17 protein-coding genes and 2 pseudogenes are annotated in these 21,940 nt (G+C 48.1%); 10 read left to right on the top strand and 9 right to left on the bottom strand.

Translation table 11 applies throughout. From position 1 onward, the window contains the following. Nucleotides 1-50: 50 nt before the first annotated feature. The 5 genes from EXW94_RS25175 to EXW94_RS25155 form a co-directional block, all read right to left on the bottom strand. Nucleotides 51-425, bottom strand: a complete 375-nt coding sequence (locus tag EXW94_RS25175; protein WP_174341339.1) for a hypothetical protein — start codon at nt 423-425, stop codon at nt 51-53. Then, nucleotides 422-820 carry a hypothetical protein gene (locus tag EXW94_RS25170; protein ID WP_174341338.1) on the bottom strand — a complete coding sequence of 133 codons (399 nt, stop codon included), beginning with the start codon at nt 818-820 and terminating at the stop codon, nt 422-424. The genes EXW94_RS25175 and EXW94_RS25170 overlap by 4 nt, the downstream gene beginning before the upstream one ends. 617 nt (nt 821-1,437) lie before the next feature. Further along, the gene (ltrA, locus tag EXW94_RS25165; protein ID WP_174341333.1) at nt 1,438-2,769 is read right to left on the bottom strand and encodes a group II intron reverse transcriptase/maturase; all 1,332 of its coding nucleotides are present in this window, start codon (nt 2,767-2,769) and stop codon (nt 1,438-1,440) included. A gap of 558 nt (nt 2,770-3,327) precedes the next feature. After that, a complete protein-coding gene (locus tag EXW94_RS25160) occupies nt 3,328-6,336 on the bottom strand; it encodes a Tn3 family transposase (RefSeq protein WP_174341337.1) in 3,009 nt (1,002 codons plus the stop codon). A 49-nt stretch (nt 6,337-6,385) separates the two neighbouring features. After that, the gene (locus EXW94_RS25155; protein WP_174341336.1) at nt 6,386-6,946 is read right to left on the bottom strand and encodes a recombinase family protein; all 561 of its coding nucleotides are present in this window, start codon (nt 6,944-6,946) and stop codon (nt 6,386-6,388) included. Between the two features lie 209 nt (nt 6,947-7,155). Here EXW94_RS25155 and EXW94_RS25150 point away from each other — a divergent pair, with 209 nt between their 5' ends. From EXW94_RS25150 to EXW94_RS25115, 8 genes are all read left to right on the top strand, one after another. Next, nucleotides 7,156-7,593 (top strand): DUF6530 family protein, encoded by a 438-nt coding sequence (locus tag EXW94_RS25150; RefSeq protein ID WP_254797891.1) that lies wholly within the window; start codon nt 7,156-7,158, stop codon nt 7,591-7,593. A gap of 49 nt (nt 7,594-7,642) precedes the next feature. After that, complete coding sequence (locus EXW94_RS25145) at nt 7,643-8,533, top strand: hypothetical protein (RefSeq protein WP_174341335.1); 891 nt, start codon at nt 7,643-7,645, stop codon at nt 8,531-8,533. Between the two features lie 74 nt (nt 8,534-8,607). Then, entirely contained in the window at nt 8,608-9,429 is an 822-nt protein-coding gene (locus EXW94_RS25140) for a hypothetical protein (RefSeq protein ID WP_174341334.1), read from the top strand. 632 nt (nt 9,430-10,061) lie between these two features. Then, complete coding sequence (ltrA, locus tag EXW94_RS25135; RefSeq protein ID WP_174341333.1) at nt 10,062-11,393, top strand: group II intron reverse transcriptase/maturase; 1,332 nt, start codon at nt 10,062-10,064, stop codon at nt 11,391-11,393. 556 nt (nt 11,394-11,949) lie between these two features. After that, nucleotides 11,950-12,252, top strand: a complete 303-nt coding sequence (locus EXW94_RS25130) for a type II toxin-antitoxin system HigB family toxin (RefSeq protein WP_174341332.1) — start codon at nt 11,950-11,952, stop codon at nt 12,250-12,252. A 3-nt stretch (nt 12,253-12,255) separates the two neighbouring features. Beyond that, on the top strand, nt 12,256-12,615 hold the full coding sequence (locus tag EXW94_RS25125) for a type II toxin-antitoxin system HigA family antitoxin (protein WP_174341331.1): 360 nt from the start codon (nt 12,256-12,258) through the stop codon (nt 12,613-12,615). Between the two features lie 152 nt (nt 12,616-12,767). Then, the gene (locus EXW94_RS25120) at nt 12,768-15,158 is read left to right on the top strand and encodes a DEAD/DEAH box helicase family protein (protein WP_174341330.1); all 2,391 of its coding nucleotides are present in this window, start codon (nt 12,768-12,770) and stop codon (nt 15,156-15,158) included. A 207-nt stretch (nt 15,159-15,365) separates the two neighbouring features. Beyond that, nucleotides 15,366-15,932 (top strand): hypothetical protein, encoded by a 567-nt coding sequence (locus EXW94_RS25115; protein WP_174341329.1) that lies wholly within the window; start codon nt 15,366-15,368, stop codon nt 15,930-15,932. 153 nt (nt 15,933-16,085) lie between these two features. On the opposite strand, the gene EXW94_RS25110 is transcribed toward EXW94_RS25115, so the two are convergent. The 4 genes and pseudogenes from EXW94_RS25110 to EXW94_RS25095 all read right to left on the bottom strand — a co-directional run bounded on the left by EXW94_RS25110 (nt 16,086) and on the right by EXW94_RS25095 (nt 19,988). Further along, nucleotides 16,086-17,201 carry a J domain-containing protein gene (locus tag EXW94_RS25110; protein ID WP_174341328.1) on the bottom strand — a complete coding sequence of 372 codons (1,116 nt, stop codon included), beginning with the start codon at nt 17,199-17,201 and terminating at the stop codon, nt 16,086-16,088. Between the two features lie 592 nt (nt 17,202-17,793). After that, nucleotides 17,794-18,735 (bottom strand): annotated as a pseudogene (locus EXW94_RS25105) (IS630 family transposase); the annotation flags it as partial. 1 nt (nt 18,736) lies between these two features. Further along, nucleotides 18,737-19,143, bottom strand: a pseudogene (locus EXW94_RS25100) (IS5 family transposase); the annotation flags it as partial. Between the two features lie 461 nt (nt 19,144-19,604). Then, nucleotides 19,605-19,988, bottom strand: a complete 384-nt coding sequence (locus tag EXW94_RS25095) for a hypothetical protein (RefSeq protein ID WP_309232524.1) — start codon at nt 19,986-19,988, stop codon at nt 19,605-19,607. A gap of 380 nt (nt 19,989-20,368) precedes the next feature. On the opposite strand from EXW94_RS25095, the gene EXW94_RS25090 reads away from it, so the two are divergent. Further along, on the top strand, nt 20,369-21,139 hold the full coding sequence (locus EXW94_RS25090; protein WP_309232523.1) for a hypothetical protein: 771 nt from the start codon (nt 20,369-20,371) through the stop codon (nt 21,137-21,139). A gap of 90 nt (nt 21,140-21,229) precedes the next feature. Beyond that, a complete protein-coding gene (locus EXW94_RS25085; RefSeq protein WP_174341326.1) occupies nt 21,230-21,925 on the top strand; it encodes a hypothetical protein in 696 nt (231 codons plus the stop codon). The last annotated feature ends 15 nt before the right edge of the window (nt 21,926-21,940 follow it).

Below are 21,940 nucleotides of genomic sequence, written 5' to 3'. Positions count from 1 at the left end.
CAAAACAGACTTTATTAGATGGCAGGCTGTTATGCATGCCACCTAACGATTTAGTTTTCCTCAGAAAAATCAGGCATCCTGATATGTATAGGTGTTTTACTAAATGATGCGACACGAGTAAGCAAAGATATGACTACAAAATGATCGTAGAATTTGTGTATTACCGTTATAGAGGAATTAAATTCACCTGATTCAAAAGCTTTCATGAAGTCGGCCCCCATGAATCTTACGCTATAAATTTCTGTGCTATACCCTTTTTTTGGCTCAATTTTAAACTCTAATATTTCAGAAATTTCAGTGCTATGTAGCAGGTTATCTTTCCAATAATCCTTCATGGCTAAATGAATTTGGCTCAAATTCCCATCATTATCTCTTTCTTCAAGGTTAAGATAAATGTGTTTAACGGAATAGTTCTCAATATTCAATTCCCGTCCTGTTTTTTTTGGATAACGCCATAAGTCAGGCATTCGAAGAAAGAATTGAGACGTAAAACATCAACTTCAAAAGTATTAATTCCACCTTGCCTTTTTGATCTATTTTTCAATACTTTCTTAAGAAGAGATTCGTTATTATGCATTAACTGTGGCTTGACATTGGACTCAAATACTTCCTGCGCATCACTGCCACCATCAACAATTGTGTTTAAACAAATATTCGCGAGTACGTAAATGTCATCCTTTGTTTTTTCATTATTATGAACCTTACATGATTTAACAGTCATAAGGTTTAATTTTTTTGAATCAGGAAAAAACGACTTTGGAGGAATATGTTCCTTAGTGCTGGCATGAGATGTGCAGCCAGGATAGTAACATTTAGCCATTTGATTACCTTCACTGTCAGTGTGAGATTGAATTTTACAAGAAGATTATAATCTTTTAACACTGTATGAAAAGCTCATTTTCAATGGACCCATTTGCATTTTACTTGGCGACCGTGTGCGATTTACAGCGGAGTAAAAAGCGGTTTGCCACCTTTTCGCGTCCGCTTCTGGCACAAAGCGGCCCGTCATTCCTACTTAAAAAACCGGCATAACGTAGGATTTTGTCCGTTTTCCAAGCGGACCCCACAGAGGAGTCCTGGCTTTGTTATCTGTTATTGAACCATTGTTCCAAAATGATAAATTGTCCGGCCCAGCATTAACACAATAATGCCGTTATTTGTGCTGTTGACCTGGGAGGGAATAACAGCCACAGCGGCTATTCAAATGTGCGCAGTGCAAAGGTCCGGTCTTCCAGTCGGTGAGAAAACCGAAATGCGGCGGGCCATATCTCTTCGCTGATTTGCCGCATCTTGGTTCTTTACAAAGAAGTGGTGATCTGTTTAAAAAGGGGTCTGAGTTGAGTAGACCTGCCAGTTACCTGTGCAGGCCCCTCCTCAGAACCGGACGTGCGGAACTACCGCATCCGGCTCCCGACAGACCCGTGTCCCCACACATAATCAGCGTGAATCGAACATTGATCGGGTTTTCCATTTAGCTGGATAACCCAGCAGTTTCAGGATGAGATCCAGTTTTACCCATGTTAACGGATGTCGGCCTCCCTTGCGGTTGAACCATCTGTAGATTATCCGTCTGCTCTGGTGAATAAACTGCCCTACGCGCCGCTGATTATCAGAGATGCCGTGATAATTTATCCAGCCTCTGACTACTCTGATGACGGTATTCAGGGTTTGCCGTCTGTTAGCATTAAGGTTCTTCCACAGGAAATCCCTTAGCCCTTTCAGTTTGGCTGCGAAACGGTCTTTACGGCTGGTAAATTTCAGCCTCCAGTATCCTTTTCGCGTTTTCCCCCAGTAACCGGTAAACCCCAGAAAATTGAACGTCGGCAGACGTTTTCCTGACTGGTTGGCTTTCATTGCTGCAACATGGCCCGCAGGTATTAATTGCGATTTGTCGCCGTGCAACTCCAGACCATACTTATTCAGCCGCTTAGGCAACACTTTGTAAAAGCGTTTAGCCTCACTCGGATACTGGAAGGTGAAAACCATGTCATCGGCATATCTCACCATTTCAGCCCGCCCATGGATCACTGACTGGCTGATTTCATCAAACCACTCATCGATCACATAGTGAAGGTAGATATTGGCAAGTATCGGCGACAGGATTGAACCTTGTGGGCATCCTCGTTCGTTGCTGGATAGTTGTTTACCTGATATGACGGGTGCCGTTATCAAGACCTCAATCAGTCTTAGAAAGCGGCGATCTGCTATCTTCTTCCGCAGCAACTCCAGCAGTTCCCGGTGTGGGATCATGTTGAAATATTTACGGATATCGATTTCTACAATAGCACCGTTCCAGTTACGAAACGTCTGCTGCTGCAAAGCCTTCAACGCTGCATGACAGTTTAACCCCGGACGAAAACCATATGAGCAAGGTATAAATAGCGGTTCGTAGATCCTGCTGAGAATATCGCTGGCAGCAAGCTGAACCAGCTTGTCTTCTATGCAGGAGATAGCTAATGGCCGTTTACTACCGTCCTCTTTGGGTATCTCCGTGATTCTGGCTGCTTTAGGGTGATATGTCCCCCGGCGTATCCGCTTGATGAGATTATTAATATTATCATCAAGATGTTCACCGTAAGCGGTCTTTGTCATACGATCAATACCAACGGCTTTATTCCCGTCCAGCCTCTGGAATTGTCCTTTGAGCATGTCACTACTGAGCAAATGTCCTAAATTATTGAATATCTGCTGTTTGTTGCATGCCGATTTCTCGCCTATGCGCTCAAGTTTCGTTAACCATGATTGCCCGTCGTTGCTGAGTACGGTCATTGTTTCCCCTTTTACGCTCAGTCTGTCTGCCAGCCCTTCGCTCCACGGTCATTACTCGTTTCATCGCTACTATGACTGACTCCGACTTCCAGAAGGTCATCTTTCAGGTCTTGTGTTCGGCACTTGCACCCGAAATACTCAGATTCCGTTGAGAATCTTCTGGATCTCCTGGGTTCCGTCACTTATCTCTGCAAACTCGCTGACGCCTGTGTCCCCGGTGGATACTCTCTTTCGGCAGTTCGCCAGTTTGGCCTCCAGAGAGTTATTGCTTGCCAGATGGACTAATCTGTCAGCACCCACAACCAGTACGATTTCGGGGGTATCACGTTCACCATTTGGTTTCGGCTCGAATGCTTCGCTGTCTACGCTTCACCATGCCAGTTACCTGTCACGGCGCAAGACTCGCTACCCAGTGGCGCTGGCTGCGCCTTCCGGGGCAGGACTTTCACCTGCAAGATAAGTGCAGCTTTTCCCAGCGCACAGCCCAACCGTACGAAAACGTACGATAAGTATATTTTTTAACCATATCGGCGTTTTATTGTCTTGATAACTAGGCCGTCATAAAGGCCAATCATCCGCCTCGTCCGCCTGCTTAAGAGGTCTGAGCTGACCCTTTGTTACTTGTTCTGCAAGCGTAAATGTATAGTGCCCCAGCATATTGATATGCGCATGCCGCAGTGGCGAAAGCCGGACTTCATCTTCTTCATTAATGACTTCGCCCTCATCACGCAAATGTGCCAGTGCGGCCTGCATATAAATGGTATTCCAGAGCACGACGGCATTGGTCACCAGCCCCAGAGCGCCCAGTTGCTCCTCCTGCCCATCCTGATAGCGCTTTCTGATCTCGCCTTTTTGTCCGTGACAAATTGCTCTGGCGACAGCATGTCTGCTTTCTCCCCGGTTAAGCTGGGTCAGGATGCGACGTCGGTAATCCTCATCATCAATGTAATTCAGCAGGTACAGTGTCTTATTTATTTTCCCAGCTTCGATAATGGCCTGTGTTAATCCTGAAGGGCGATCGCTGCTCAGCAACGAACGGATCAAAACTGACGCCCGAATTGTCCCCAGCGTCAGGGAGCCGGCCATGCGCATCATGTCATCCCAGTGTTGCTCTATCTTCCGGGCATTCGCAGCATTGCGGGCGATATCATTCAGCACGCCATAATCTGCATCTTTATCCACACGCCAGAATACAGAGGCTCCTGCATCAGCCAGACGGGGAGAAAACTGATAGCCCAGCAGCCAGAAAAGGCCAAAGATCAGATCACTGGAACCGGCTGTATCTGTCATTATCTCAGTCGGGTTTAGTCCGGTTTGCTGCTCCAGTAGCCCTTCCAGCACGAAAATGGAATCCCTTAGCGTGCCTGGAACGACAACGCCATGAAATCCGGAGTACTGATCTGAAATGAAGTTGTACCAGGTGATCCCGCGACTGGAGCCAAAATATTTTCGGTTGGGGCCTGCATGTACCGTTCGTACCGGGGCAATAAACCGCATGCCATCAGCAGAGGCCACCTCACCACCACCCCATTTCTGAGCCAGAGGCAGAATAGACTGGTAATCAACCAGTCTGGCGTTTGCTTTTACCAGCGTTTCTGCCCTGAGATAATTTTGTTTGGTCCAGCTCAGACGATAACGGGTCAGCGCCGGAATATTGGGTCGAATAAAGGGCTCCATGCCAATATTACAGGCTTCAGCCAGCAATACCGCGCAGATACTGACGGTCAGGTCATCCATACGCGCGCCCGCCTCGCTTGCATGGGTAAATTCATCTGCAAATCCTGTATGCGCGTTAATCTCAAGAAGGAGTTCTGTCAGATCGACAATTGGCAGCAGGTCAGATATACGTTTCGAGAGTAACTTCAGTGTCGGCGGCTCATCCAGTCCGTTCAGATGAGCAATGGTCAGCTTCGTGCGTTTACCGGTGAAATCCAGTGAAACAGCCTGATTATCGGCAAAATTTTTAGCGACCTGGCGGTACACAGTGTCAAGCTGCCGGGTCAGTGCATTGACGGCCTCTCCGGCGTTGAGAGGATGCCCAAGGGAGCGATATACCTGCACTCTGTTGGTGTGCCAGTCCAGCCCCTGGAGAAGTTTAGCCCGCGGATCTCCCCAGCGCTCGCTCCGTGCGACGTAAATATCCCGACGTCGCAGACTGTCCTGTAACTTATTCATAACACAAAGGGTATAGCCCTGTCGGGATAAATGGCCGTCTTTGCCATAGCAGAGTCGTTTCCAGGGGCCGGTAATTATCGCCATTGGCGCATCATCAATATACTGCCTACGGGTTGACCTGATCGCCGCAAGGTAGCGTATAGCCTCCAGCGTTGTTTCACCTGCCGGAGCGGCGCTGAATTCAATATTCTCCAGCAAACAGGGAAGAAATCGACGGACTCTCCCATACTGCTCCACCATTTCATCGTGAAAACTGGCGTCAGAAGGTCGGGCGATGGTGTTTATAAATGCGATGGTATCGGCCAGCCTAGCCGGAGGAAATTTCCCGAATATCGTCGAGCGGATCAACTCACTGTCAATATTTTCATCCAGGAGCACCGAGCAGATATGTGCCAGTTCTAATGCTGACTTATCAAGGTCTTTCAGTGTCCGTAGTCGTTTTTTCTGCCCAATTTTTTTCGCCTCCCGGCCGATATCAGCGATAATCCCATCCAGAACGTCCAGCGCGTCATCCAGTGCCGATATTTCGCAGGAACGGACAAAGGCAACCAGCATAGCTGTTCGTCTTGCGGGCGGCATCCGGGCTATTTTGTACACTGAAATCATATCAGCATACCGGGCGAGTGCATTGAAACGCACCGGAGGAATACCGGTGAAGTCGAGATCCTGCATGCCAAATGCTTTCAGTTTCAGGTAGCGCGCAACAGCCTGATTAAATGCTGGGCCACTGATGGCAACAGGACCTTTTCTTAACTGATCAAAACGTGAGGTACGTACTCCATCAGGCACCAATAACAGTTCTTCAAGTAATGAGCACTGTTCGCCTGATGCCAGCCCGGACAGACGTGACCAGAGCCTGTCTGCTGATTTTTCACGTATTTCGGATATCAGACGGGTCAGCGTGGTGACGCCCGGCAACAGTATTTTATTTTGCAGAAGCCAACTGGTAGCCAGATCGAAAAGCAGACCCGGTCGTTCGTTGCTGAGCCAGCAGCGGGTGAACAGCAACCGGCTCAATCTGAAAGTCCACGGCCACGAAAAATCACGATAGCCATACTGACGACGGATCAGTGCCTGATGTTCACGCAGCGTGGTTTCTCTTCTGGAGTAGTCGGACAGAACGCTCGTATCGGATATTCCCAACTGTCGGGCAACAAACCACAGTACGTTGGTCGGGATCGCTGACAAGTCATAAGGCCATGTGCCAAGAAATCGAACGCTGCCAATCAGCAATGCCACTGCCAGACGGTTTGCCCTTCCGCGCCGGTTGTTAATGAAATCCATATCCACTTCGTCCAGCAGAAAGAAACGAGCAAGCTGAATGTCATTAGGCTCACCAGAGAACTGACCATAACTGGCACGTTGTTCCGCGTTTAAAAAATCTGCTGCCAAAAGTGCCTCCCTGGCTACGGATCACATACGAATACATAAAAATGAGATGTTAATCAGACTGTTTCAGATATTGATACAGCGTTTCACGGCTAATACCAAACTCGCGAGCAAGCTGGGCTTTTTTCTCACCATCCATTGCTCGCCGTCGAACTTCAATTTGTTGTTCTGAGGACAGTGATTTTTTCCGTCCACGGTAAGCTCCACGTAGCTTGGCTAAAGCGATCCCTTCGCGCTGACGTTCATGGATTAAAGAACGTTCGAACTCGGCAAAAGCCCCCATCACTGAGAGCATCAGGTTTGCCATGGGTGAATCTTCGCCAGTGAATGTCAGGCATTCTTTAACAAATTCGATACGCACTCCCTTATGGGTAAGCTTTTGTACCAGACGGCGCAAATCATCCAGGTTACGAGCCAGCCTATCCATGCTATGAACCACCACGATGTCTCCATCACGCACGAATGACAACAGTGAATCCAGCTCTGGCCGCTGAGTATCTTTCCCCGATGCTTTATCGACGAAGACTTTATCCACCTGAGTCTGATCCAGTTGCCGTTCTGGGTTCTGGTCAAAGCTACTTACCCGGATATAGCCAATACGTTGACCTTTCATACGCCTCCAATACTGAATGTGTCAGAAAAGAATCTATGACCTTTAATTACTTGTGTCAATAAATAGTCATAGTGACTTTACTCTGACAGTTTTTCATTATCAGGCCTGACGTCAGGTTAGGGTATAGCTTATATTGACATTAATTTCATTTTACAAATGTTTATAATTTATGTAATTATAAAATCCACAAACATCACTAAGTAAGGGCAATGATGAAAATCCCAACACACCTTAAGCACAAGCCAATTCTTGAAGTTCCAAATTACGACAAAATTGATGGGCCTTATGTCGATGATACCGATGCTATGGGCTTGTCCATTGGTATCGCTCAATGGAATACTGCGGGCTGGACAGAACTGTCGGCCAAGGTCTGGCGAAACCCAGGGGATAAATGGTCCCGTCAATCAGAAGAGTTACCACTTCACCGAGTTATAGATTTAGCATCATTGATCTGTATTGCAATGGATTACTGTCGTAATAATAACAACCTTACATCTACGGATGATTTCCCGGTTCATCGTTCAACAGATAATCCGGACCTCAAGCATCATATAGAACTAATGAAAAAAGAGATTAAAGAAAACATGGAGTACTTGGATAATAGTTTAAAACGGCTATCTTCAGAATTGAAGAAAATTGGCTACTAATCGATAAACCTGAGCATCTATCTATTAACTAATTGCAAGAGCCATTATCATGCTATCAAACAACCCCACCCCTCGCCCGATTGTATTGTTAGATATTTGTAGCATATCCTACATTAAAGACCGAAAAAAGATCCCTCTTCATAAAGATGAGAGAAAAAAAGAGCGACTCGAACAGTTAATTAATTTAATTGAAAGTCGTAAATATCGTTTTTCCTTTCTATTAGCCATATTAGAAAAAGGGACAGACTACATCAATCCATTAAGTGCAGATGAAATGGTTCTCGCTTTTAAAGATGACTATCAACAAATAGTTGATTTCATCGGACAGGATAATATTGTTGAGCCAATTGAAGCATTAGAAACTATGATTCCGATTCTGATGGATGAAGATTATAGTAAAGCTGAAAGGGCTGAACTGTCTATCCCTGCAAGCATATCTCTATTAGAGTTTTACAATAATCTTAAAATTTCTAAAACACCTCCCCCAGAAGACCGCCTCAATCTAGCCAGGGCAGTTGCAGAGGAAGGTGAACGATTAAAACTAAACAAAGGGTATCCGACTATCACAATTTGTGTTGCTTCAATTTATGGCTGCATAGATGCGAGAAAGATTCTAAAAATAAAAGAGGATGGCAGTTGCTTCAATCCTAGTAATCGATTAGGTGATATTATGTCTTTTTACAGAGTAGCTAACGCCCAATACATGATTTCATCTAATATACCCTCTGCCCAAGTTATTTTTCGTACTGAAGATGCTGGCCTTGAGGGCATGCATTCTTATCTGAAGACTCTAGTTCTTGGGGAAACTGATGACGGCAAGTTGATGCATACAACATGTCTATCCCCAGAGAAATTATTCCCCGAGCTTTATAGAAAAGGGGTTTGCGTTGATAATAATGAATTGAATGCGTTATATGAACTCTTGAACCTTATAATCTAAATTTATCTTTTCGAAAGTTTCATCGGCCAAAAGCATTACCTTAAGAAATGATATTTTTGATTATAGGAGGGGGTATGTCGATTCATGAACTAGATTTGTTGGAGAACGCTTTAGATAGTTTATCTGAAGCACTATCGAAATTTGAAGAAGGTGAGCATGGTGATCATAAATCGTATAAATTTGCTGTGCTTCACTTAGCCCATTTCATCGAGCTTATTTTTAAACATCATGTTGCATCCAAGCATGAATTATTGATTTACAAAGATCCTTTTTCACCTAAATTAAATAAAGATAAAACGATTGGCCTTTGGGAATGCGTTAATTTTATTAACAATGAAAACTCAAACACAATATCTCTCGATTTAAGAAAAGATCTGGAGTGGGTCAAAAAACTTAGAAATGATATAGAACATTATAAGTTTACTATGGATGTAGCAGATGTTAGATCTACTTTAGGGCGTTTATTTAGGTCAGTAATTGAATTCCTGAATAAGCACACAGAAATTGATGTAAAGACATACATACCGACACATATGAAAAAGTCTTTTGAAATATTATCCGATGAGTATGCATTTTCAATTCAGACGGCAATAAAAAAAGCAGATGAAATAGAAAATGAAAATCCAGTAGATTGCATGGACCCTGATGCCGAACCCATTCGTTTTGATTGTCCTGAATGTGGCCATTATACATTGGTAATTAATAATGAATCATCTACGGGGTATTGTTGTACGTTTTGTGATAATGAGGAAAGTGACGAATTGCCTGGATGCTGTGATATATGTGGTACCCCTTCAACTCAGGGAGAACTTGATTATTGGCCTACAGAAAATGGTAGTGTTGAAGCCCGGTGTTACTATTGCTCAGGGAAATACCATGCAGACAAATATGATTAATTGAAGCGTTAGAGAGAAAAATCATGGCATTCCAGCCATACTGATGCCAGTAACTCAGAAGTTTGAACGATTGTGTCCGTATGTCCACATGCGGCGAAAGCAACCATTGGTTAAAAAGTGTACTTAGCGTACGTTTTCGTACGATTGGGCTGTGCGCTGGGAAAAGCTGCACTTATCTTGCAGGTGAAAGTCCTGCCCCGGAAGGCGCAGCCAGCGCCACTGGGTAGCGAGTCTTGCGCCGTGACAGGTAACTGGCATGGTGAAGCGTAGACAGCGAAGCATTCGAGCCGAAACCAAATGGTGAACGTGATACCCCCGAAATCGTACTGGTTGTGGGTGCTGACAGATTAGTCCATCTGGCAAGCAATAACTCTCTGGAGGCCAAACTGGCGAACTGCCGAAAGAGAGTATCCACCGGGGACACAGGCGTCAGCGAGTTTGCAGAGATAAGTGACGGAACCCAGGAGATCCAGAAGATTCTCAACGGAATCTGAGTATTTCGGGTGCAAGTGCCGAACACAAGACCTGAAAGATGACCTTCTGGAAGTCGGAGTCAGTCATAGTAGCGATGAAACGAGTAATGACCGTGGAGCGAAGGGCTGGCAGACAGACTGAGCGTAAAAGGGGAAACAATGACCGTACTCAGCAACGACGGGCAATCATGGTTAACGAAACTTGAGCGCATAGGCGAGAAATCGGCATGCAACAAACAGCAGATATTCAATAATTTAGGACATTTGCTCAGTAGTGACATGCTCAAAGGACAATTCCAGAGGCTGGACGGGAATAAAGCCGTTGGTATTGATCGTATGACAAAGACCGCTTACGGTGAACATCTTGATGATAATATTAATAATCTCATCAAGCGGATACGCCGGGGGACATATCACCCTAAAGCAGCCAGAATCACGGAGATACCCAAAGAGGACGGTAGTAAACGGCCATTAGCTATCTCCTGCATAGAAGACAAGCTGGTTCAGCTTGCTGCCAGCGATATTCTCAGCAGGATCTACGAACCGCTATTTATACCTTGCTCATATGGTTTTCGTCCGGGGTTAAACTGTCATGCAGCGTTGAAGGCTTTGCAGCAGCAGACGTTTCGTAACTGGAACGGTGCTATTGTAGAAATCGATATCCGTAAATATTTCAACATGATCCCACACCGGGAACTGCTGGAGTTGCTGCGGAAGAAGATAGCAGATCGCCGCTTTCTAAGACTGATTGAGGTCTTGATAACGGCACCCGTCATATCAGGTAAACAACTATCCAGCAACGAACGAGGATGCCCACAAGGTTCAATCCTGTCGCCGATACTTGCCAATATCTACCTTCACTATGTGATCGATGAGTGGTTTGATGAAATCAGCCAGTCAGTGATCCATGGGCGGGCTGAAATGGTGAGATATGCCGATGACATGGTTTTCACCTTCCAGTATCCGAGTGAGGCTAAACGCTTTTACAAAGTGTTGCCTAAGCGGCTGAATAAGTATGGTCTGGAGTTGCACGGCGACAAATCGCAATTAATACCTGCGGGCCATGTTGCAGCAATGAAAGCCAACCAGTCAGGAAAACGTCTGCCGACGTTCAATTTTCTGGGGTTTACCGGTTACTGGGGGAAAACGCGAAAAGGATACTGGAGGCTGAAATTTACCAGCCGTAAAGACCGTTTCGCAGCCAAACTGAAAGGGCTAAGGGATTTCCTGTGGAAGAACCTTAATGCTAACAGACGGCAAACCCTGAATACCGTCATCAGAGTAGTCAGAGGCTGGATAAATTATCACGGCATCTCTGATAATCAGCGGCGCGTAGGGCAGTTTATTCACCAGAGCAGACGGATAATCTACAGATGGTTCAACCGCAAGGGAGGCCGACATCCGTTAACATGGGTAAAACTGGATCTCATCCTGAAACTGCTGGGTTATCCAGCTAAATGGAAAACCCGATCAATGTTCGATTCACGCTGATTATGTGTGGGGACACGGGTCTGTCGGGAGCCGGATGCGGTAGTTCCGCACGTCCGGTTCTGAGGAGGGGCCTGCACAGGTAACTGGCAGGTCTACTCAACTCAACCCCCTTAATCGCTGACTGCGGTGATCAGTCTTTGCCGTCCATAGACAGGATCCGGTCATATTCAGCGATGTTCACTTAAATTCGGTCGATGTGTTCCAGCAAGTCGATGACGCATTACTTGGACAAAAAAATTTGTAGCTTAATGCCCAACAATGGAGGGTTGTGGACCTGTCACGAGCAATTTCCCCTTTGCGAAAGGTGAAATGTTTGTGGAACCATGGATGGATACACAGGCAGCATTTTGTTGCATGCATCATTTTGAGCCCCTCGTGAGCTTCACCAATTTGGTCGAATTTGTTCAGACACCCAGACCGGAGAAAAGCACATGCAGGATAGCGTGGCAGCAGTCATCAGGGGCAATAATATTTGGCGAAGTTACGGCTCTGTTTTGTTATCCCATATCGGGACTAAAGACTTGCACTAGTCCCAGTATGGGACTATTATCTTTTCATGAAGATAATATCAGTGAAAACACTAAGGGACTTCTGGGCGGAGAACCCCGATGCTGAACAGTCGCTAAGGGCCTGGGTGGATGAGGCAACAAAGGCTGACTGGAAAACCCCGGCAGAGATTAAAGAACAATACCGCAGTGCCAGCATTCTTAAAGACAGGCGAGTGGTCTTCAATATCAAAGGAAACTGTTACCGGTTAATAGTTGCAATTGCGTATCAGCGTGGATGGATTTTCGTTAAGTTTATCGGAACTCATAAGGAATATGACGCCATAAACGCGGATACGATTGAACTGGAGTGAACCATGAACATTAAACCTATCAGAACTGAACAAGACTATGAAGCCGCCCTCCGGGCAGTCGAACCGATGTTCGATAATGAACCTGAGCTGAATACCCCGGAAGGCGATTACTTCGAAGTGATGTGCCTCTTAATCGAAGATTACGAGAAAAAACACTATCCAGTCGGGGTACCTTCACCAGTTGAGGCCATAAAATTCCGCATGGACCAGCAAGGTCTGAGCGCAAAGGATCTCGAACCGGCGATCGGTAAATCTAACCGGGTTTACGAAATCCTTAACGGAACCCGTACGCTTACTCTACCGATGATTCGTCGCCTGCATTCCCAGCTTGGTATCCCGCTGGAAAGCCTGGTTGGATTATGACTGTGCTAAAAAAGGGTGACGCGTAAGCGCACCCTTTTTTACATATTCCATAAACTTCTTCCCGGCTTACTTTGTGGTATTCCTGTCATCACCAGATACTTAATACCTGAGGTAAGGCAGACATAATTCTATGCGGGGATTTACGGCAGAGCATGGTTCACAAACCTGACAGCGATGAATTATCGGCACTGCGGGCAGAAAATGCCCGGTTGATTTCGTTACTTGAAACCCATGGGATTGAGTGGCGACTTAAGCCGCAGGGACCGGTGCAAAAATTATCAGCCTTATCCACTGATGACAAGGTTGCGCTGTTTCGACGACTGTTCCGGGGACGGGACGATGTATGGGCCCTGCGATGGGAAAGCAAAACCAGTGGTAAAGCAGGCTATTCTCCCGCCTGTGCCAATGAATGGCAGCCGGGCATATGTGGTAAGCCCCGGATAAAATGTGGAGACTGCTCTCACCGCCAGCTTATTCCTGTATCGGATCCAGTTTTATACCGGCATCTGGCCGGAGAACATACCATTGGTGTATATCCTTTGCTGGAAGACGATTTCTGTTATTTTCTAGCCGTTGATTTTGACGAAGCAGAATGGCAGGCCGATGCCTCAGCGTTCATGCTGTCCTGCAATGAACTTGGTGTGCCAGCTGCACTGGAGGTATCAAGGTCACGTCAGGGCGCTCATATCTGGGTATTTTTTGCGTCCCGCGTTCTGGCACGGGATGCCCGCCGTCTGGGGACGGCTATTATCAGTCATACCTGTAGCCGGACCCGACAGCTCAAACTGGGCTCTTATGATCGGTTATTTCCTAATCAGGACAGTATGCCAAAAGGTGGATTCGGTAACCTGATTGCGTTGCCCCTGCAAAAAGGGCCGCGTGAATCGGGAGGAAGCATTTTTGTTGATGCCTCCCTTCGGCCTTATCCTGATCAATGGGCTTTCCTGGCATCGGTAGTACCGATGAACGCGCATGATATTGAACCGACGATATTACAGGCAACCGGACATACCCACCCTCTGGATGTCACCTTTATCAACGAAGAAGATTTGGCCACACCATGGAAACCGGAAAAATCATCAGATACCGGACTGAACATTTGTTTGCCAGCCCCTCTGAAGATCACGCTTGCAAATCTGGTCTATTTCGAAAAAGCACAATTACCTCAGGTACTGGTCAACCGACTGATCCGGCTGGCAGCATTCCAGAATCCTGAATTTTATAAAGCCCAGGCCATGCGTATGTCGGTCTGGGACAAGCCCCGTGTAATAGGCTGTGCTGAGAATTATCCTCAGCATATTGCTTTGCCCCGGGGATGCCTGGACAGTGCGTTGTCTTTGCTGCACAACAGCGGCATTACCAGTGAAATAATCGATGAACGATTCGCAGGTACAGAATGTGATGTGACTTTCCTGGGAAAACTGAGGCCAGATCAGGATGCTGCGGTTTCTGAATTACTGCTCCATGACTGTGGTGTGCTTTGCGCGCCAACCGCTTTTGGTAAGACGGTCACTGCGTCGGCAGTGACCGCCCACCGGAAAGTCAATACACTTGTGCTGGTACACCGGACTGAATTACTGAAACAATGGCAGGAGCGTCTCAGGCTGTTTCTGCAAACCAGTAACGGTATTGGTGTTATCGGTGGTGGTAAACACAAACCCGGCGGTAACATTGATATTGCGGTGATGCAGTCAATTTCCAGGCATGGTGAGGTAGACCCGCTTGTTAAAAATTATGGTCAAATCATCGTTGATGAATGCCATCATATTGGTTCGGTTTCTTTCGATGCGATACTGAAAGAGGCACATGCCAGATATGTACTCGGTCTCACAGCAACACCGGTTAGACGGGATGGCTTACATCCCGTCATATTTATGCACTGTGGGCCTATTCGTCATACAGCCGCCCGCCCGAAAGAAAGCCCTCATAATCTGGAAGTCATATCCCGCACCCGTTCCACACACGGCAATTTGCCATCGGATGCCAGAATACAGGATGTCTTCAGAGAAATTGTACTGGATCACAACAGAACTGTGGCTATTGCTGATGAGGTCCTGAACGCTTTCGGACAGGGGCGTAAGGTTCTGGTGCTGACTGAACGCACAGATCACCTGGATGAAATAGCAGCCACACTGGTCTCACTGAAACTATCACCATTTGTCCTACATGGCCGATTATCGAAAAAAAAGCGTACGGTGATTATTTCTGAGCTGAACGCCCTGCCACCTGATGCGCCACGTATTCTGCTGGCAACAGGAAAACTGGTCGGTGAGGGGTTTGACCATCCTCCACTGGATACGCTGGTTCTCGCCATGCCTGTCTCGTGGAAAGGGACATTACAACAGTATGCTGGCCGCCTGCACAGGGAGCACTCGGGAAAAACGGATGTCAGGATAATCGATTTTGTGGATACAGGTTATCCTGCACTGCTCAGAATGTGGGATAAACGTCAGCGGGGTTATAAAGCGATGGGGTACCGGATCGAGACTGAAAATGAAACAAAGTCCGCCCCGGAAATCCCGTCCGGATTAACGTTATGGTAAGACGCAGACAGCAGATAATGGAATGGCAGGATGAAAAAAGGATTTGGTGCGATGTTAATATTAATGGACGGGCAGAATGCTGAAGCCCGAGGTTTAAAGAGTTCTGATTGCTCAATACAAGTCCTGACAGAAATAATTGGCCATTTGCCGTTCTGCTGTAACTTTATCAGAATACAGGACATTTCTTAATTTTTCGGAGAAAGCACAATGCCTAAAATAACTGTGTCAAAAAACGCCCTTAATATCGTCCTGAAACATCAGTTTTTGCGCAAGATGGAAGGGAAAACCTCAGCCAGTCGGGAAGAGATGGTCGGGATGCTACTGGAGCGTGCAGACAGCCTTATGCCCACGAGGAGTGATCGTAAATTACCTGAAAAAGGCGTGATTTGTTTTGGCCCTGAGAATCAGATTACGCATACAGCAACCGTGCAATGGCCAGAACCTGACGTATCAGCAAACCTTCTTGAGGGGGAGGGTCCTCGCCTGGTTGTTGTATATGGTGAGCCGGGAAGCGGAGTAACAACATACATTAAATCGATGATCACCTGTGGTATCGGCAGTGCTGAGGTTTATGACCATGAACCCGGTGGGGACCCGGTAAATATTGTTGGTGCTCTTCTGGCATTTGAAAATGGTGGCAAAGCTGTCGCCGCTCTGGGCGCAGAAAGCTACCAGGAAGCGATGGAAGCAATAGCGCTCTATGCCGAACCGACATGGCAAAACAGTCCTCGTGGTCGCGATGTGATGCGTCAGTGCAGTGTCCAGGTACAGTGATTAGCCAGTCGCACAATAAACTGTACCAATGAAATCCATCACCTGGATCAGGTGATGGCCTGTGGCTGCGGCGGTAGCCACATAGCCACAGCCTTACTCCCTCTCCGTGCGTATTTTCCACTACACTCATTTAGGGAATGAATATGTCAGTGCTCAGTAAAACTCAAATTCACTCTCCCATTGCAGTTCTTCTCGCCATGGGATGAGGTATTCCCGCAGTACCTTCAGTGAGCGTAGCGCATCACGTTGCTGGTGTTGTTCTTCTGTCATACGTAAAAGTGCACTGGCATGTTTTTTGAACCGGTTATTGATGACTTTGTCTGTTTTTCCGCCCAGTTTTTCCCATATCATCCCGGACAGTGAGCGGGGATCTGTGATGCCAGCCAGTTCATGTTGAAGCTCATCAATGCGACGTTGTAGCAGCGCATTGATGGTCGGCAGGGCCGTATCGCTGAACGCATAGTCAGGATCAACGTGTTCGCGAAACATCTCCATGATGGTCCAGATATCATTGGACTGGCGGGCTTTTGACAACTCGACCATGAGATCATGACGGTGCGATTTTTTTACCGGGTCGGGTTCACGATCCGGATGTAACTGGCTCGCCAGTTTTTTATACATGCGGGTGATTTCCGCAGATTTCAGCATCATGTCGGGAACGTCCGCGGGGACACGTTCGTGTTCACCAGCGAAACCACCATCCCCGAAAAAATCGTCATCACTGGTTTCGGTAGTGTTCTCTGACTTGCCACACATGGTGTCGAAAATAATGTCCGGGTCATTCATCATTCTGAACAGGTCATCGTCGCTGAGGTCATTATCGCTGCCAAAGATGTCCCTGAGCTCCCGGCGGAAATCATCAATGTCACTGTCGGCTGGTTTGTTCTCCGGGAGGTCACTGAGGGCGCTTAGTTGCTGGCGCAGCGTATGTAAATCCAGCTGCTCATTAAACGGGTGATAAAAAAGTTCTTCAAGCACTTCGTCGAGCCAGATATACAGTGCTGCCCTGTCGCGTTTACTGAGGGATTTTTTGCTGGCGAAGGTGAGTAGCCGGAATGTTTTGTCATAGGCGGCCTGAAGGTACTGGTGCTCCAGCGGCAGGATGTCCTGCATAAAACGGGAGACGACCCGCTCCTGTTGAAGACGGCAACGGGAAATATCCTCTGTCAGACGATCAATCATTGCCTGAAGGATATGGTATTGCTGTCGGGAAGCACTGAGCGGAACGTTTTGTTCCTGAGTGGTGTTGATGAGTCTGCCTTGTACCATTCGTTTGCCCTGTTATGACCAAGATTGAAGAGAGTTGTCATCAGGGCAAAAGTTTACCATAAAATACCAGCCCATGGCCGAAAACTGGGCAAAACTGTGTTCTGCATCCGGTGCGTGACAGACACACCAGGGAGCATTACCTTGTACCTCTGGGCTACAAATCTCAGGGGATATGCAATATTGACGATATGTGCTGGCGCGGAACAGACAACACAGAAACCGTGGTGGTCAGGCCTCTTAAAAACGAAAAAGGTGTGGCAGTATAGATCGTATATAATTTTACATAAAAAGTGAGTCAATTTCAGAGGATTAACCGGACATGAAAATCTTTTAACTTAAAATGGCCATTAAAAGTAACCGCTTAACAGCGGTTATTGTTCCTTTACTCTCTCCCCCCTGCAAAATGGCATCTGAATCGATCACGGTTTGGCGGCGTTTTTCAAGGTAGTTGTCGCTTTTTGTAATAAAGTTACGTTATGCCGCTACGTGTTCGGGGTTAAGGTATACCTCATATATAGGACTCCAGTTGCGAATTCCTTTACCCCAGCGTTCCGGATGTTGTTGGCGGGCTAAATAGCTGCGCCGAATACCGCTACACTTTTGCCTGCCCATGTTTAGCTCCGGGGAATGGGCTGACGGTTTCCATAAAATGGCGAACCTTTTTCAGTAGTTGCCACATTGTCCGGCACTGATGATTCCGGGTTATCGTGTCGTGTAGTGCCTGCCATAGTCGCTCAACGTGGTTCACCCACGGCGAGTAAACCGGCTGATAAATCACTCTGAACTTCGGATTTGCACTCAACCAGCGCAACGTTTCACGGCTTTTATGGATGATGTAGTTATCCACGATGAGGGTTATTGTTTTCGCCCGCCGGTATGTCGTTTTCAGATGCTTTAACAGACTGATAAATAAAGATGAGCTTTTGCTGCTGCCACCTACGTAACTTACTTTTCCTGTACCACTGTGCAGCGCTCCGGCCAGATAATATTTTTCATTCTGCCCCGGAGTCACCACGCGTTTTTGCTGCCCGCGCAGCTGCCAGTCTGCACCGATTTTCGGATTGAGGTGGATATCCACTTCATCTTCATAAAATACCGGGTGCTCCACGCTGCATTCATCCAGTGCTTTATGGATTGCCGCCATTTTTTCATCTTTATGCGGGTCGCGGATACGCAGGGTCGGTGCTGCTCTGCGCCATACTATCCCGGCTGATGGCAGCCAGCGACGGACTGTTCCCGCATGTAAACAGCATCCCGTTATCTCTTTGATTTTTATTGCCAGTAGTTCTGTGCTCCAGCGCGAGCGCTGATAACCAAAATCACCGGGAGAATGCTTTATCAGTTCACGTAACAACGTGCAGATATGTTCAAAGGGCCAGCGTCGGGAACGCCCGGCAGGCAATGATTTGAGACCTTCGACACCCGAAAGCGTAAACCAGTTAATCCAGCGCCCAATGGATGAACGGGCACAGCAGAGCGTTCTGGCAACATCACTGACACGGTCACCGCGATGTAACATGAGCAAAGCGGTGAGGGCTGCGCTTTACGCCTTGTTTCCCTCTGTCAGTGGGGTTACGGCCTGTTTTTTTGTTCCTGACAGCGGCGATTTGGTCATACAGCCGTCCATTGACAGCCAGGACCAGTCAATGCTGTCCAGATGCCCGCAGGAAAGCAAACCGTTCTGCCAGAAGCGCTCGAAGACTCCGGCATCGCGCCATTCCTGAAAGCGCCGGTGTGCAGAACTCGACGAACATATCCCGGTGGCGTTCAGGGCGTTCCACTGGCAACCGGTCCTGAGGACGAAGAATATGGCGTCCATGGCAGCGCGGTTATCAACGCGTTTCCGGTGCGTACCGAGTGGATGGCAGGTTTTGTGCTCAGGGATAAGCGGTGCCATTTTTTCCCAAAGTTCATCGCTGATCCGCCATTTGCTGCCTGTCATCTTTTCACCTTCAGAAATTATCAGTTACGACATTCTGACAATCCCTTCTTGGATAGGTTCTAAGTTCTGTTCATTAGTCGCAGCATATCCGATGTCACCGGCACCGCAGACTGTTTCGCGCTCATGAGGTTTTTAGTACTTTGCATGTCATCATCCCAAGTAAAGGAGAAGCAGGTCAACACCGTCAGAAACTTCACCATTTTCGCCCGTACCTGACCTCCCCCAAAATGCAACACTGTCACCCTGACGAGCGCCCCGCGTGTTTCGAGGAGATAACGAGGAAATAAAAAAAACAAAGAGATATCGTCTTAAAGACCGGCGGAAAAGTCAAAATCAGGCGAAGCCTGACAGCTCCCTTGGGCTTAGCAGGGGCTTGTGGGATGATGACATGCAGATTGCTTACCCTTCCCCGGGTCCGCTGCTGGATTGGCGCCCGGGTCTGCATCGGGTATCGCATCCGATTACCAGCCTTCCGGATAACGAGGCCAGCTCAGCCACATATCCATGACCTGGGTTTCACTGATGGCCATGGCATAAACCCCGTTGTGCTGGAAAAAATACACCGGAGCCGGAGAAGCATCATCCCGGGCCACAGTCCCGATGACCTCGTGCTGACCCGCCAGCCAGGGGATGAAATATTCTTCCGGCCGGATGCCGTTGTGCGACGTGGCCATCTCAACAAATTCGGCATTGGTGTGGCGCCCCAGATATCCCCGGTACACCTCACAGGATATCGAGACACACTCGCCCTCTTCAGAAAATGCCGCCCATACCGCCCGGGCTTCAGCACTCAGGTTTTGCATATGAGCCACAACGTGCTGCTGAAACTGTTCCGTAATCGTCACTCGCTTCCCCTCTGTGAAATGTGAAAACCGACAGCGTCCATTGTACTGGTTCGCTGGCGCCGTTTTTTTCGCTACCGGCCCGGATTGGCCGCTATCAGGAAGTTTCTTTCCATCTGCCGGTTGCCCGCGTGAGGTCCCGTTAAACCGATCATGCGAAAGTAAGCGTCAATTCGAATTCAGGCGTAAAATCTGAAACATTCAGTCAGTCAATCCAGTCAACGACGTGAGGCTAAATGGAAAAGGTCCAGGCACGGGAAGTGAAATACATCAAACTGGGCGAAGGGGGTGAATGGGAGCCCGAGTGTCTTGCTACCGGCACTATCCGGTTCGGATACCATGATACGCCCCACCAGATGTGCCTTGAGGGTAAGTGGGAGGACGTGCATAAAGTCTGGTTACCGCTAAGGAATAATAATCCGTCGACGGCCACCAGTGATGTCAGGCAGATAAAGGCGTTTTACACCGCCACCCCCGACATAGTCTTCATCACCTTCAGCCAGGGATTAATGCACTGGTGCCAGCCCTGCGGTGACGTCATCGAACTGGAAGATGGCAGCAGGATGCGACCGACAGTTAACGGCTGGCACAGCATCAGTCTGGCCGGTCACCTTCTTTCCCACAGCGTCCTCAGCGGTGAGCTTCTCGCGACCCAGAACTACCGGGGGACCATTTGCGATGTGCGCCTCGCCAGCTACGCTCTTCGCAAAATCAATGACGAGCTGTCACCAGAGATTATCGCCGCCGACCTTGCTGAAGCTCAGTACCTGAAGGCTATCTCCGGGCTGTGTAGTTTGCTGACCTGGCAGGATTTTGAGCTTCTGGTGGATCTGATTTTTTCCGCCAGTGGCTGGCGGAGAACCGGCGCCCTTGGCAGGACACAGAAGATGGTCGATATTGAACTGGAGCTGCCTACCACCCAGGAGCGGGCCTTCGTCCAGGTGAAGTCTGTCGCCGACGAGTCGGTATTGTCTGAATACCTGTCGCTGTTCCAGGCAAGCCACAGCTACAGCCGGATGTTCTTTGTCTGGCACCGGGGGGCTTTGCGTGAGGATCGTGAGCATGATGGCGTCACCCTGATTGGCCCCAACCGGCTGGCAGAACTCATCGTGTCCACCGGGCTGACCCGATGGCTCAGGGACAAGGTGTCGTAACTGGCCAGTCTGGCTTTTTCATTCCGCTATTTAACTGCCCTGACCCGAACACAATCGGGCCATTCTTCCGTACATGACCGGGAACACTGAATGAAAACGTTAAAGAAAATTCTGTTTGTGGTCGGCGTTTTTATTGCCTTTAAGATTTTATTTTCCTTCGCCGCAGAACTGCAACGCGACCGTGTGCAGGCTGAACCCTCCACTCCGGTTTCACCGCTGCCTGCACCGGAAGCACTCCCGTCCCCGGGCCATCATCGTTATGTGGTGGGCAATGGCATGAGTGTTGAGCTTCCTGAAAGCTGGCATCTGTTGTCTTCTGACCAGATAACCGCGATTAAAACGCGTGTACCGGCTGACGGCACTCCCCCAAGTCTGACGCCGATTGCCGCTAATTCAGACTCCGACGCACGAAGGAATTCCGGAATTTTTCGGGCCTCATTTTCATCCGCAAGGTTGACCGACGCAGATATCAAAGGCGCCAGCAAAGCGGATCTGGATGAAATGTGCCGCCTTATGGCGGGTCCATTGGAGGAATCCCTTGGTAAATGGGGAATGAAGATCGTCACCGCCCCTGCCTGCTCGGTCGGCGAACTGGCAGGCAAAGCCAGTGTCGTGACACGCTATCAGCGAACGGATGGCAAAACAAATGCTGTCTGGCAGGTTGAGATGCAGCAGGTTCCCACCGGGAACGCCACCGCCATCGTGACCACTTCGTTTAAATCGGGCGGCGATGACAAGGTCAGGATGCAGCTGCGTGACGCACTGCGCAGTATCCGGTGGAATTAAGGGGGCTACCGGCCA

The organism is Enterobacter sp. JMULE2 (genome assembly GCF_013337145.1).
Lineage (GTDB): Bacteria > Pseudomonadota > Gammaproteobacteria > Enterobacterales > Enterobacteriaceae > Enterobacter > Enterobacter mori.
Note: the sequence above shows the minus strand (reverse complement) of the source record. Positions and strands in the feature narration are given on the sequence as shown.